Below are 13615 nucleotides of genomic sequence, written 5' to 3' on the forward strand. Positions count from 1 at the left end.
CGGGATTGAAGATTTGTAGCTTATACGCTACATTGCCACGTGATCGAAATCCGGGAAACCAAAATCTACTCGACTTGGTTTGCCCGGTTGCGGGACGAGCGCGCGAAAGCCCGTATCAATACCCGCATCTATCGTTTGTCGCTGGGGAACCCCGGCGATGTGAAGGCGGTCGGTTCTGGCATCAGCGAGATGGGAATCGACTACGGACCTGGTTACAGAATCTATTTCACGCGGCGCGGGCAGAAATTGGTCATCCTTCTGTGTGGCGGCGATAAATCCAGCCAGACTGACGATATCCTGTCGGCGAAGGCACTGGCGGCGGACCTGGAGGACTGACTATGGCAGTCGAGGCCAAGAAGTGGGATATTTTCGAGCATCTGGACAGCGACGAACGGATAGCGCTTTTTCTGGAAGCCGTGTTCGAGGATGGCGACCCAGCCGTCATCGCGGCAGCAATCGGCGATGTGGCGCGTGCCCGGGGAATGAGCCAGGTCGCCAAGGATGCCGGTTTGTCACGCGAAAATCTCTATCGAGCGCTCAGCGAAGGCGGAAATCCTGAGTTCGCGACTATCGTAAAAGTTGTCCGTGCGATCGGATACGATCTGACGATCGTCTCCCATGACGCGGCCGCCCGCTAGAAGAAGATCCATGCCCTCCTCTCCGCAAGCCGCATCCTCCGCCATTCTCGAACGGGATGGCCGGTTCCTGCTGATCCGCCGGATGAACCCTCCGTCAGCCGATCTGTTCGCCTTTCCGGGCGGACGCGCCGAGCCGGGGGAGACGCCGGATGAGACTGCGTTACGGGAGTTTTTCGAAGAGACGGGCGTCACGGCTCGCAATCCCGTCCTTTTCGCGACCTATGACCTGATGAGCGAAAAGGAAGGCGGCAGTCATTTCTTTCTCTCGGTCTTCCGTGTCGAGGCGGATGCCGATACGGAAGTCGTCGCAGCCGACGATGCCGCGGATCCAGGCTGGTATACAATCGAGGAAATCCGCTCCCTTCCCGTGCCGCCGAGCGTGCTCGAATGCGCCGAAAGGCTGGCGGTAGAGATCAAGGCCGGCTATTAGATTTTCAATATGCCGCGCCGGATCCCGTTCATGAGTTCTATTTCGCGACTTGTCCTGATCACGCTTGTGGCGGCCGCCGCGGCGACGCCGCTCGCTGCCCAGACGACGAAACAGCCAACGGCGAAACAACCGCCTGCCGCAGCTGTGCCGCCGCCGGCCGCAGAAGAAAAGCCGGCGCCCTATGAGGTGCAGCTGACACGCCTTGCCGAAGTTCTCGGCTCCATCCAGTATCTGCGGACGCTGTGCGGCGTACCTGCCTCCGACTGGCGCGCATCCATGCAGCAGCTGTTGGATACCGACACCGCGAACGAACCCAAACGGCGCGAGAAACTGACAGCCGCCTTCAACCGCGGTTATCGGTCCTTTGCCGCGGTGCACACCTCCTGTACAGATGCGGCCAGGACGGCGGAGGAACGATACCGTAACGAAGGCGCAACACTTGCCACAGAAATTGCGACACGCTTCGGAAATTAGAGGATTATTTACCTCTTTTCGCAGGAGGCCGTGTCGTTTTGATAAAAGACTGATAAAGTTTTTAACGGGCTAGTAATCAAACGGGCACCGAGGACATCAGAATGCAGACAGGCCGCAACGACATCGACGACATGATTGTGCATGAGAAGATGCAGGCTGCCTTGGAATATCAGAGCGAGGCCTGGGCCGACGGCCGGGCGGATGGCATCGAACCGGAAATCATCGCCGACGCGGCCCTGGTGCTTGCCATGCGGGAGACCATCCGCATCCATGGCGAGCTGGGTGCCGAAGCCATGCTCGAATCGCTGAAGACCCGCATGCTCGCTGGCGAATTTTCTCCCGAGCGAATGATTCAATAGATAGCCGAGGTTTCCATGCGCCCTGCAGAGGAAACGACCATTTCCCCTCTTCTCATCCGCCTTTGCGCGGCAACGGTGCTTGCGGCTGCGCTGAGCCTGACTACCGGTGGCAGTGCATTGGCACTTTCCGTACTCTCCCCCGATCAGGACGAACGCGCGCCGGCACGGCAAAGCGAAGAGAAGCAAATTCTCCAGGCCCTGGATGGCACGACATTGCCGCCGCCGGGTCCTGCCATCGACCGGCCACAGACGGGCGCCGAGGACGCGCCCGCGACAACACCCGACACGAAAGCGGCCGAAACGCCTGCCAACAACGGCGACCAGTCGGCCGAGATCATCATCGACATGTCGAAGCTGCCGCAGCCGGTCAAGCATATGCGCGAGCAGCTCGTCGAAGCCGCAGCCTCCGGCGATATCGCCAGGCTTCGCCCGCTGATCGGCACCGGCGACAAACAGACGCAGGTGATGAACGGCGAAAGCGACGATCCCATCGAGACGCTCAAGAGCTTTTCCGGCGATCCCGACGGGCAGGAAATCCTTGCCATCATTCTCGACATCCTGTCGACAGGGCCAGCCCGTTTCGATGCGGGCACGCCGGACGAGGCTTATGTCTGGCCCTATTTCACCGGCAAGGCGCTCGGCTCCTTGACGCCGCCCGAGCGCGTCGATCTCCTGCGCATCGTCACCGCCGGCGACCTCGCAGGCATGGAGGAAAACGGCAATTACAACTTCTTCCGCATCGGCATCAGTCCCGACGGCAAATGGAAGTTCTTCTCCGGCGGGGATTGAGAGAACGACAAGTCTTGTCGCCGCCTGCGGGAAGACTTAATTCTCCTTTTTCCTGACAACCGGATTGCCTGCCATGTCCGCCGCCTTTCTTCCGACGCGAAGCCTGATCCGCCTTTCCGGGCGCGACGCCCAGGAATTCCTGCAGGGGCTTATCACCACAGATATCGACGGATTGCCCGCCGGCGAGGCGCGGCCCGGCGCGCTGCTGACACCGCAGGGCAAGATCCTGTTCGATTTCCTCGTATGGCGCGAAAGCGACGATTTCCTCATCGAGACCGAAGCTTCGCAGCGTGAAGCCCTGATACGGCGGCTGACCATGTACAAGCTGCGCGCAGCGGTCGATCTCACCGCCGAATCGACGGAGGGCGTAACAGTCTTCTGGGGCGACGACGCGGAAAAAGGCGCGGTGAAGGATGCGGCCTTCGCCAAGGCAGGCATTGTGCTCTCCCGCGTCCCCGGCAGGCAGGCGGAGGGGCCGGAGGAGACCTATCACGCGCTGCGGGCCGACGTCGGCGTGGCGCTTTCCGGTCACGACTATCCGTTGCAGGACGCCTTTCCGCACGATGTCCTGCTCGACAAGACGGACGGGCTCTCCTTCCGCAAGGGCTGTTATGTCGGCCAGGAAGTGGTTTCCCGCATGCAGCACCGCGGTACCGCGAGGCGGCGGCTGGCGCTGGTTTCCGGTGATGCCGCCCTGCCGGCCTCCGGCATCGAGATCATCGCGGGCGGCAAGACCGTCGGCGCACTCGGCTCGGTTGCCGGCAACAAGGGGCTTGCCGTCGTGCGTATCGATCGAGTCGGCGATGCCCTGGCGCGCGGCCTGCCTTTCATCGTCGGCGATGTGCCGGTGAAGCTCACACTGCCGGAATGGACCGGGCTTTCATTCCCCGTCGAGGCCGAAGAGGCCGAGCCGTGACCGCAGCCACGATATCTGCCGGGACCGATGCGCCCGGCGCCCGCGCCTGGCAACGCATGCTCTCGGGACGGCGGCTCGATCTGCTCGACCCCTCGCCTCTCGATGTCGAGATCTCCGATATCGCCCACGGCCTTGCCCGCGTCGCCCGATGGAACGGCCAGACGCGTGGCGACCATGCCTTTTCGGTCGCCCAGCATTGTCTCGTTGTGGAGGAGATTTTTCGGCGCTGCAACACATCCTGTAGTGCCGATGCGCTGCAGATGACGCTGCTGCACGACGCGCCGGAATATGTCATCGGCGACATGATCTCGCCGTTCAAATCGGTCGTCGGCGGCGGCTACAAGGCTGTCGAACAGCGGCTGGAGGCGGCGATCCACCTGCGCTTCGGCCTGCCGCCGCATGCATCCCGTGACCTGAAGGCGCTGATCAAGAAGGCCGACACGATCGCCGCCTTCTTCGAGGCAACCGAACTCGCCGGCTTTTCCGTCGCCGAAGCGCGGAAATTCTTCGGCCAACCGCGCGGCATCACCCGCGACATGCTGCCGATCGCCCCGATGCCTGCGCTCGAAGCACAGCGGCGCTTCCTCGACCGCTTTCATGACATCGAGGCCGCACGCGGCCATGGGAAGCAGGCGACCGAGACGACCAAGAGGGAACCATGACCTCAATCGTCGTCTGTCCGCTCGCAAACATTGCCGAGATGGCCGTCAGGCACCGGGCCGGGGCGATGGTGAGCCTCATCGCCGAGCGCCAGGATTTCCACCGGCCGGGGGTGATCGCCGCCGAGCGCCACCTGAAGCTCGCCATGAACGACATCGGTTTTGCCGGCACCGGGGACCTCGTCGCACCCAGCGAGGCGCATGTCGAACGCCTGATTGCCTTCGTGCGGGACTGGGACCAATCGGCGCCGATCCTCATCCACTGCTGGATGGGCGTCTCCCGTTCCCCGGCGGCGGCCGTCATAACGGCATTGGCGCTCCATCCGGAAGAAGACGATTTCGAGCTTGCCGGCCGGCTGCGAAAAGCGGCACCGCATGCCACGCCGAATTCGCGGCTGATCGAGATCGGCGACCATATGCTCGGCCGCAACGGGCGTCTGATCACGGCGGTGAAAGGCATCGGCCGCGGGGCCGAAACGGATGGCCGGGCAGCCTTCGTACTGCCTCTCCAGGCCGCTCCCGATCTTAAAAACTAAGTTGTTCCAAGCGCTTATTGGTACAATTAAAAGACCGTCTTTTTTGCCTTGACCTCCCGGCCTGCTGCGCCAATTACGGGCCATCCAGAGAAAGGAGCGGTCGACCGGATGGAACAGGCATCGGATTTCGTTGTGGCGACAAGAGCGGCACTCGCTCAACTGAGCGCTCTGGCGGTGCAGTATTCCTTCGCCGTGATCGGCGCGGTCGTGCTTCTCATACTCGGCTGGATCGCCGCGAGGATGCTCAGCAACTGGGCGCACAGCGGGCTGTCACGCGTACACGGCATCGACGCCACCCTTGCCCAGTTCTTTTCCAATATCGTCCGCTACGTGGTCCTGATCCTGGTCATCGTCATGGTGCTCGGGCAGTTCGGTGTGCAGACCGCCTCGATCCTCGCAGCGCTCGGCGCGATCGGCCTTGCGGTCGGGCTGGCGCTTCAGGGCACGCTGCAGAATATCGCCGCCGGCATCATGCTGCTTGTGCTTCGTCCCTTCCGCGTCGGCGAGACGATCGAGACGAGCAGCGTGACCGGCACGGTCGTTGAGGTCGGCCTCTTTGCGACCGAGCTGAAGACAGCGGACGGGATCTATCGTCTCGCACCAAATTCGACTCTCTGGAACGTGCCGATCACCAACTACAGCCGGCGCAGAACCCGCCGCAACGAGATTTCGGTGCATATCGGCGCAGACGAGGACATCGGCGCGGCACAGGCAAGGCTTCTCCACATTGCCCGCGACGACAAGCGGGTGCTGGATGATCCCGCCCCGGCCGCCTTCGTTGCGGAATTCGACGCCGGCGGCACGAAAGTCACACTTCGATACTGGACAAAAAGCAGCGATTGGTGGAATGCCAGCCGCGACTTGTCGAAGGCGATCAAGCTCGCCTTCGACAAGCGACCGGAAAAGATTCCAGACCCTCAGGCGAATTCGCGCGGCACTGCCGGTGCGAGCGGACCTCCGGCTCCTTACGGTGCGGACGAACCGGCGACAGCGCGGTCCTGAAGGAAAGGATGCACCAGGCCTGGCCTTACGAGGAGGCCGGGCCTGGTGCGCAAAATCTTCAAAAGATAAATTTTCGGACCATGGCTCCAGCCTCAAACGGCGTTGACGCTGTAGTCCTCCGTGCCCTGCCAGACGATGTCCCAGGAGGCGCCGGGCCGGACGTTGCGAATCGCGGTCGGCTCGAATGCCACAAGGCAACGCCCGCCCTGATGGCGCACCGATGGATAGATCAGGCCGTCATAGCCCTCCCGCCGCAACTTTTCAGCCAGCGCCTGCCCTTCCGGATAACCGAGAGCCGGATCCGGGTTAAGGGCCGGGTGTGACGCCTCGTCGGTGATATCGGGAAATTCGCCGATGAAATCGGCCAGAAGTTCGACATAGCGCGCCGTCTCCTCAAATATCCCGATGAAACGCAATTCCCTCGTCTTATGGTAGGCAACTTCCGTAATCGAGGTCATCACGTCCCAGCCGCAATACCAGGCGCCGCGGCTTTCGGCGTTAAAACGGTTGCCGCCCTTGCGCGTATAGGTGAAGGCGGCATTGATGTGGCTGTTGCCATAGACCTGCAGGTCGTGCCTGCGGCGCTTCCAGGCGAGTTCGCGGCGATCGAGATGCAGGTTCAGACCCCGCTCGGCAATCAGGCGGGCGCTCGTCAGGCCCTCGATCTCGGCAAGGATTTCCAGCTCCTGGTCGCTATCAACGAGCCCGCGCAGGCTGGGCGGCTTGTGATAGGTCGCCGGGATCAGCCGAACCAGCCCCCGGTCCTTCAACGCCGTGATAATCACGCGCCGCCACGCAGCGCGTCGAGATAGTTGCGCACCCTCAGAAACTGCGGCAACCCCTCCTCGATCAGCGTATCGACCGGACGGGCGCCCTCAAACAGCGGGCCGTTGTTCGGCACCGTCATCCACCGGCTGGCGACCGGCTCGCTGAAATAGAGCTTAAGGGCCTTATAGATGCCGATGACCGCGCTGAGCCGCAGCATCTGGTCCTTGGTCAGCCCGCCAGCATAACCGGGCTTCCTCGCGCGCTTCCAGGTGCTCTCCGACATATCGGCCAAACCCGCCGCTTCGCTGAGGGATACCCCCCACTCGCTCATCACATTGCCGAAAGCCTTCAGGGCCACGGCTGCCAGTTGCTCAGCGTCATGCTTTTTCGGCGCGACTTCCACGGGAGACTTATTCCTAATTGCTACCACACCAAAAATAGTCCAAATGAACCAAATGTAAAGACCACATGGACAAGAGCGGGAGCACGACACAGGATCGAAGTTTTGGAAAGCCGCTTACTGGGCCATAGTGGAGCGATGCGCCCAACCGGTCATGCGCCGCTCGATCCATGCCATGAAGGCGTACATGGCGATGCCCTCCACCGCAAGCATCAGCAGTCCCGCGAAGACGAGCGGCACGTTGAACTGACTCTGCGCGGAACTCATCATATTGCCGAGGCCATAATTGGAGGCGACCGTCTCCGAAACCACGGAGCCTACGAAGGCAAGCGTGATCGCAATCTTCAGCGAGCCGAAGAAATAGGGCATGGAGCGCGGGATGCCGACCTTCAGCATGATGTCCATCTTCTTCGCGCCGAGCGCGCGCAGCACGTCCTCGGTTTCCGGCTCGATGGTCGCAAGCCCGGTCGCAACGTTGACGACGATCGGAAAGAAGGAAATCAGGAAGGCCGTGAGGACCGCCGGGATAGTACCGATGCCGAACCAGATGACGAGGATCGGCACCAGAGCCACCTTGGGGATGGCGTTGAAGCCGATCATCAGCGGATAGAGCCCGGCATAGATCGTCTTCGACCAGCCGATGAAAAGGCCGATGCCAAGCCCCGCCACGACCGCGATCGCGAAACCCAGCGTCGTCGTGTAGAGGGTCTGCAGCGAGTTTTTCCAGATCGGCGACCAGTATTGCAGGATCGCCTGGAAGACACGGGAGGGGGCCGGCAGGATGGTCGGCGGCATTTCGAGCGCGATGACCAGCAGTTCCCAGAGGACGAACAAGCCGAGCGTATAAAGCCAGGGCGCCAATGTAACCCAGCTCATTCGGGCCGAAAGCGGCCTTGCCTGCGTTACCGGGGTGGTGTTGTCGGTCACGGCGCTCATCTCACGTCCCTCATGCCGCCACCCTCGCCTTGGCGATCTCGCCGTGCAGTTCATGCACCATGTCGTTGAAGCCCTTTTCATACATGACTTCGAGGTCGCGCGGACGGGCGAAGGGCACGACATGCTCCTTCAATATCCTGCCGGGACGCGCGCTCATGACGAAGATTCGGTCGGCCAGGAAGGTCGCTTCGCGCAGGTCATGCGTGACGAGGACGATGGTGACGCCCTGCGCTGCATGCAGATCGCGGATGACGCACCAGAGCTCCTCGCGGGTGAAGGCATCGAGCGCGCCGAAGGGCTCGTCGAGCATCAGGAGTTCCGGCTCGTGGATGAGGGCGCGGCAGAGATTCGCCCGCTGCTGCATGCCGCCGGAAAGCTGCCAGGGAAATTTCGAGCCGAAGCCCTTCAGGCCGACAGTTTCGAGCAGGTGTTCGGCCTTTTCCACATATTCCGCCTTATGCCTGCGCAGCCGGTGACGGTGCCTTTCGACGATCTCCAGCGGCAGGAGGATATTGTCGAGCGTCGTGCGCCAGGGCAGCATGGTCGGATTCTGGAAAGCCATGCCGACGATCGATACCGGCTCCGTGACCTGTTTGCCGGCAACGATCACGCCGCCGCCTTGCGGGATATGCAAGCCGGTGACGAGCTTCATCAGCGTCGACTTTCCGCAGCCGGACGGGCCAACGACCGCAGCAAACTCACCCTTGCCGACCTTCATGTTGAGCCCGGAGACGGCGAGCGTCCCGTTGGGGCCGCCATAACGCATGTCGACGTTTTCGATAGAAACCAAGGGGGAAACGAGGTGCGCCAATGGCGTGTCTCCGCGATCATTCATAATTCCAGACGAGAGAGAACCCGGGTTTGAGCCGGGTTCTCCATCGATGATCAAGGAAGCATTCGCTCTTCCTTGGGGGGCAGGAAGCTTGCGTCGAACACTTGGTCAGCCTTCACATTGCCCTTGAGGCCCATGGAGACCTTCAGCGTTTCGATCGAGGCGGTGAGCCTTGCCGGATCGATGCCGCCGAAACCGTTGGCGACAACATAAGGGGTCTTGATGTTCATGGAATTCGCCATGTTGAGGCGCTGCAGCTCAATATCCTTGTTCAGCGTCTCGTTGCGCTTCAGGACGGCTGCGACGCCCTCTTCGGGTTTGGCGACCGCGTCGGCAAAACCCTTGGCCAGAGCCTTCACGAAGCCTTTCACGGCCGCCGGGTTCTTCGCGGCGAAATCGGCATTGACCGTAATGCCGTTGCCGTAAAGGTTGAGACCGTTTTCCGCCATCAGGATGGTGGCGATATCCTCGTCCTTGATACCCTGCGCCTTCAGGTTCAGAATGACCGAGAAGGCGAAGCCGAAGACGGCATCGACCTTGCCCTGGGCGAGCATCGGCTCACGGACCGGAAAACCGATCGATTCGATGGTGATCTTGCTGTCGTCGATCTTGGCGACCTGCTTGAAAGCCTTCCACTGGGCAAAGGCGCCATCCGGCGGCGGAGCGCCGAGCTTCTTGCCTTCGAGCGACTTCGGATCGTTGGTGACCCCGAGCGACTTGCGGCCGACGACCGCAAAGGTCGGACGCTCGTAGACCATCATGACCATCTTGATCTTCTGCGACGGGTCCTCATCGAGGAATTTGATCAGCGAATTGATGTCGCCGAAACCGATCTGATAGGCGCCGGTGGCGACGCGCGGGATCGCCTCGACCGAACCGTTACCCGTGTCGATGGTGACATCGAGACCTTCGGCCTTGAAGTAGCCCTTGTCCTGGGCGAGCAGGAAGCCGGCAGCGGGACCCTCGAACTTCCAGTCCAGCGTAACTTTGATGGGCGTATCCGCCCGGGCCGGCGCCGCGGACGCGACAAAGCCTGCGGCAAAGGCCACAGCCGCGGCGGCCGAAAGTTTGGAAAGCAGTCTGCGCGAGATCATGAAAGGTCGTCCCCTCGAGGTTTCTTGTTTGATAACCGCATCCAAACCTTTCTTCTCCTGTCGCGCAAGCTGAAATTGCACATAAAGTTATCATATTTTAGTATCGATTATATTTTATGCAGACGATGATTTTGCCGGCAACATCCTGCCCCCGTTTTCGGCACAGGGGGCGAGGACCCGTGAAGCAAGGGACGACTGAAATCGGCGTAGAAGATCTGGAAAGGTTAATGCTTTCCGCGGCTTCGTCATTCGATTTGACGAAAACGGCGGCTCTTCCCTTTCCTCACCCGGCAATTGTATAAAGCCTGGAACAATTCCTCCGTCCGTGAGCCCCGCCGATGACCGAAATCCTGCTGCTGTTTCTCGTCATCCTGGTGTTTGGCCTGCATCGGCGAACATCCAACCGCATCGCCGGGCTCGAAAAGGAGCTGGAGGCGGTCAAGGCCGATCTCCTGGCGCGGCAGGCGCTTCCGCTCCGGGAGGCCGCGACTGCGGCTTCGGCCGAAGCCGCAACCGAGACGGTCGCTGAGGAGCCGGCATCGGCTGCCGAACTCGCGGCGCGCGAAACTGCCGAGGATGCAGCAACCGCCGAAGAGCTGGCGGCGGCATCCGTAAGCACCGAAGAAAGCGAGCCCGGCACCGGACAGGAAGAGCTTACACCCGGCCCCGCCCCTCAACCCACCGCCAAGCCGAAAACCAAAGAAAATCTCGAGAGTTATCTCGGCGCCCGCTGGCCGGTCTGGGTGGGCGGCGTGGCGCTCGCCTTCGGCGGCATTTTCCTGGTGCGCTACTCGATCGAGGCCGGCCTGCTCGGCCCTGCTGCGCGGCTCACCCTCGCCTGCCTGTTCGGCCTTTTCCTGATGGCGGCGGGCGAGGTTGTGCGCCGACGCGCCCTGCCGCAAGCTTCCGAGCGGTTCAGCAATGCGATGATCCCCGGGGCGCTGACGGCTGCCGGCGCGGTGACGCTGCTCGGTGCAATCTTCGCAGCCTATGCCGTCTATGAGTTCATCGGGCCGACCAGCGCCTTCATCCTACTGGCACTCGTCTCCTTCACGACGATCGCGCTGTCGCTGCTGCACGGACAGGCGCTCGCCGGACTCGGACTGCTCGCCTCGCTGATCACGCCGGCACTGGTGGCAAGCGAGGAACCGAGCGCCAATGCACTGTTCCTCTTCCTCGGCCTGACCTGGTTTGCGGTCAATGCCGCCTCGCGCTTCCGGCGCTGGACGATCGTGCCGACGCTTGCCAATATCGGCATCGGGCTCTGGGCCATCGCCTATGCGGTGGGGTCCGACGTATTCGACGCTATGCCGCCGGCATTGGCGCTGATCGTAATGATCGCCGGCACGGGCTTCTTCTGGCCCGGGCCGCGCTATGGGCTGGACCGGCCAGCGAAGTCCGGCTGGAGCGGGCTTCTTGGGCGCCCGCCCCTGCAGATCACGCTGTCCGTCTCGATCATGGCCGTCCTGCCGGCGCTTGCCGTGCTACTTGCGGATTTTCCGACCGGCATCGACCCCCTGTTTGCCTCTGCCGCGGTGATCGCGGCGCTGGCGGCACTCGGCGCGAGCCGCGCCTATGCGGTCTGGCCGGCCCTGATCTCCGCCGCGGGTGCGGTATTGGCCATAACACTGACCGCGCTCCTTTTGCTCGATTACATTCCGCCGCCGCCGACTGAAGGCCAGCCGGTGGCGGTTTTGACCTACACGCATGAGATCATCATCAGCCTCGGTCTCGGCGCCATCTTCACCTTTCTCGGTTTTGCCTTTCTCAGGCGTTTGCGTAGTGCCGAACCGGAATTCTCGATCCTCTGGAGCGTCCTGATGCCGGCCGTGCCGGTAACGCTTGCGACAATCAGCTTCCTCAACTTCGGCAATCTCGGACGCGACTGGACGCATGGGGTCTACGGGCTGGCGCTCGGCCTCGTGCTGCTTGCCGGCGCGGACTGGCTGTTCCGCAGGAGCGAAAAGACGACCGAGGAGCGCACCGATCTACCTATCGACTGGCCTGCAAATCTTCTCGTCGCGGGTTCCTTCGCAGGTTTTGCGCTTGCGCTGCATGCGGTGACCAACGGCATCGTCACCACGATCCTGCTTTCGGTCCTCGGCTTCGCCTATGTGCTGGCGATGCGGTTCCGCTCTTGGCCGGCACTGCCCTGGATGATGGCCGCCGCCACGCTGATCGTCTTCGGCCGCATTGCCTGGGAACCGACGCTGATCGGCGTCAACAGCCTCGGCAAGACGCCCTTCCTCAATGCGCTCCTTCCCGGCTACGGCATTCCGACGCTGCTTGCGATCGCGACTGCCTGGCTGCTGAGAGGTTCCGCGGATTTCCGCATCCGCAACGTCATGCAGGCGCTTGCCTCGCTCGCGGGCCTGATGACGGTCGCCGTTCTCGTACGTCATGCGATGAACGGCGGCGTGCTGGACGACCGGGTGCCGACGCTTGGCGAACAGTCGATCTACACGCTCGTCACCGTTGGTTTCTCCGGCGTGCTTCTGACCCTCGATCTCAGATCGCCGAGCCCGGTCTTCCGCTGGGGTTCCATGATTGCCGGGGTGATCGCGACGCTCAACGTGCTGTCGCTGCATCTCTTCGCGCTGAACCCCTTTTTCAGCGGCGAAAGCACCGGTGCCTGGCCCTTCTTTAACCTGCTGCTGATCGGTTACCTGCTGCCGGCGCTCGCCTATGGCCTGGTCGCCTGGTATGCGCGCGGGCGGCGACCGCAGCCCTATGTCGTCATGCTGGCGCTCGCCGGCGCGGTGCTCGGCTTCCTCTGGGCGACGCTTTCGGTGCGCCGATTCTGGCAGGGAGAGAACATCGCCGACTGGAAGGGTTTTCTGCAGGGAGAGACCTATACCTATTCGGTGGTCTGGCTGCTGATCGGCGTGGCGCTGCTGGCGGTGGGATCGAGGCTCGACGCCAAGAGCCTGCGGCTTGCTTCCGCCGGCCTCGTGCTGGTCGCGGTCGTGAAAGTGTTCCTGATCGACATGTCGAATCTTGAAGGCATCTTGCGGGCCGTCTCGTTCATCGGGCTCGGCGCTGTGCTGATCGGCATCGGGCTTTTCTACCAGCGCATTCTGGTGAAAAAGAACGGTGAACCCGAGCTGACCGATTCGCAGGAACCCGCATCGTGACCGTTTCGCTTGCCGCGGCCTTCTCGCCCTACGAGAAGCTTGCCCAAACCCTGATCCCGCATGCGACCGAAGGCGACGACGGCAGCCACGATATTGCCCACATCCTGCGCGTCTTCCGCAACGCGCTGCGCATCCACGAGAAAGAAGGCGGCGACGGGCGGGTGCTCGCGGCCGCCGTGCTGCTCCACGATTGCGTGGCGGTCGAGAAGAACTCGCCCTTGAGATCGCAGGCTTCGCGGCTGGCGGCGGAAAAAGCCGCCGGCATTCTTGCCGGCCTTGGTTGGGTGGAAGAGGATATCGCCGCCGTCGCGCATGCCATCACCACCCACAGCTTTTCGGCAAACATTACGCCGGAGACGCTGGAGGCGAAGATATTGCAGGATGCCGACCGGCTGGATGCGATCGGCATGGTGGGTGCAGCGCGCTGCTTCTATATCGCCGGCCGCATGGGATCCGGCCTTTATGATCCCGCCGATCCGCTCGGCAAGGAGCGGCCCCTGGACGACAAGGCCTTTGCCATCGACCATTTCGGAATAAAGCTGTTCAAGCTGGCGGATGGGTTCCAGACCGCGACCGGCCGGGTGCTCGCGAAGGAACGGCATGAGAGGCTGAAAACGGTACTCGACCTCTTCGTCGACGAAATCTGAG

General features: G+C 62.2%; 17 protein-coding genes. 12 read left to right on the forward strand and 5 right to left on the reverse strand.

The annotated features are described in order from the left end of the window. Positions 1-39: 39 nt before the first annotated feature. From C5L12_RS19480 to C5L12_RS19525, 10 genes are all read left to right on the forward strand, one after another. Positions 40-336, forward strand: coding sequence for a type II toxin-antitoxin system RelE/ParE family toxin (locus tag C5L12_RS19480; protein ID WP_105373721.1), 297 nt, complete (start codon positions 40-42; stop codon positions 334-336). Between the two features lie 2 nt (positions 337-338). Then, positions 339-638: an addiction module antidote protein gene (locus C5L12_RS19485; protein ID WP_105373722.1), complete on the forward strand. Its 300-nt coding sequence runs from the start codon at positions 339-341 to the stop codon at positions 636-638. A gap of 10 nt (positions 639-648) precedes the next feature. After that, positions 649-1068: an NUDIX hydrolase gene (locus tag C5L12_RS19490; protein WP_105373723.1), complete on the forward strand. Its 420-nt coding sequence runs from the start codon at positions 649-651 to the stop codon at positions 1066-1068. 30 nt (positions 1069-1098) lie between these two features. Next, the gene (locus C5L12_RS19495; RefSeq protein ID WP_105373763.1) at positions 1099-1542 is read left to right on the forward strand and encodes a TIGR02301 family protein; all 444 of its coding nucleotides are present in this window, start codon (positions 1099-1101) and stop codon (positions 1540-1542) included. A 101-nt stretch (positions 1543-1643) separates the two neighbouring features. Beyond that, positions 1644-1901: a hypothetical protein gene (locus C5L12_RS19500; protein ID WP_105373724.1), complete on the forward strand. Its 258-nt coding sequence runs from the start codon at positions 1644-1646 to the stop codon at positions 1899-1901. A 15-nt stretch (positions 1902-1916) separates the two neighbouring features. After that, complete coding sequence (locus C5L12_RS19505; RefSeq protein WP_105373725.1) at positions 1917-2690, forward strand: hypothetical protein; 774 nt, start codon at positions 1917-1919, stop codon at positions 2688-2690. A gap of 73 nt (positions 2691-2763) precedes the next feature. Next, on the forward strand, positions 2764-3606 hold the full coding sequence (ygfZ, locus tag C5L12_RS19510; protein ID WP_105373764.1) for a CAF17-like 4Fe-4S cluster assembly/insertion protein YgfZ: 843 nt from the start codon (positions 2764-2766) through the stop codon (positions 3604-3606). A 56-nt stretch (positions 3607-3662) separates the two neighbouring features. Continuing rightward, positions 3663-4268, forward strand: a complete 606-nt coding sequence (locus C5L12_RS19515; protein ID WP_245422974.1) for a YfbR-like 5'-deoxynucleotidase — start codon at positions 3663-3665, stop codon at positions 4266-4268. Beyond that, positions 4265-4801 (forward strand): tyrosine phosphatase family protein, encoded by a 537-nt coding sequence (locus C5L12_RS19520; RefSeq protein ID WP_105373727.1) that lies wholly within the window; start codon positions 4265-4267, stop codon positions 4799-4801. Before C5L12_RS19515 ends, C5L12_RS19520 begins: the two co-directional genes overlap by 4 nt. Before the next feature lie 108 nt (positions 4802-4909). After that, on the forward strand, positions 4910-5803 hold the full coding sequence (locus tag C5L12_RS19525) for a mechanosensitive ion channel family protein (protein WP_105373728.1): 894 nt from the start codon (positions 4910-4912) through the stop codon (positions 5801-5803). A 92-nt stretch (positions 5804-5895) separates the two neighbouring features. On the opposite strand, the gene C5L12_RS19530 is transcribed toward C5L12_RS19525, so the two are convergent. The 5 genes from C5L12_RS19530 to C5L12_RS19550 all read right to left on the reverse strand — a co-directional run bounded on the left by C5L12_RS19530 (position 5896) and on the right by C5L12_RS19550 (position 9833). Then, positions 5896-6588, reverse strand: a complete 693-nt coding sequence (locus C5L12_RS19530) for an RES family NAD+ phosphorylase (RefSeq protein ID WP_105373729.1) — start codon at positions 6586-6588, stop codon at positions 5896-5898. Then, positions 6585-6974, reverse strand: a complete 390-nt coding sequence (locus C5L12_RS19535) for an MbcA/ParS/Xre antitoxin family protein (RefSeq protein WP_205839361.1) — start codon at positions 6972-6974, stop codon at positions 6585-6587. The genes C5L12_RS19530 and C5L12_RS19535 overlap by 4 nt, the downstream gene beginning before the upstream one ends. 114 nt (positions 6975-7088) lie before the next feature. Continuing rightward, complete coding sequence (locus C5L12_RS19540; protein ID WP_105373730.1) at positions 7089-7907, reverse strand: ABC transporter permease; 819 nt, start codon at positions 7905-7907, stop codon at positions 7089-7091. A gap of 10 nt (positions 7908-7917) precedes the next feature. Then, positions 7918-8673, reverse strand: coding sequence for an ABC transporter ATP-binding protein (locus C5L12_RS19545; RefSeq protein WP_105373766.1), 756 nt, complete (start codon positions 8671-8673; stop codon positions 7918-7920). A 119-nt stretch (positions 8674-8792) separates the two neighbouring features. Then, on the reverse strand, positions 8793-9833 hold the full coding sequence (locus C5L12_RS19550; RefSeq protein ID WP_105373767.1) for an ABC transporter substrate-binding protein: 1041 nt from the start codon (positions 9831-9833) through the stop codon (positions 8793-8795). A 338-nt stretch (positions 9834-10171) separates the two neighbouring features. On the opposite strand from C5L12_RS19550, the gene C5L12_RS19555 reads away from it, so the two are divergent. After that, on the forward strand, positions 10172-12967 hold the full coding sequence (locus C5L12_RS19555) for a DUF2339 domain-containing protein (protein WP_105373731.1): 2796 nt from the start codon (positions 10172-10174) through the stop codon (positions 12965-12967). Then, positions 12964-13614, forward strand: a complete 651-nt coding sequence (locus tag C5L12_RS19560; RefSeq protein ID WP_105373732.1) for an HD domain-containing protein — start codon at positions 12964-12966, stop codon at positions 13612-13614. Before C5L12_RS19555 ends, C5L12_RS19560 begins: the two co-directional genes overlap by 4 nt. Position 13615 lies beyond the last annotated feature (1 nt).

It is taken from the genome of Neorhizobium huautlense, assembly GCF_002968575.1.
Taxonomy (GTDB): domain Bacteria; phylum Pseudomonadota; class Alphaproteobacteria; order Rhizobiales; family Rhizobiaceae; genus Neorhizobium; species Neorhizobium huautlense.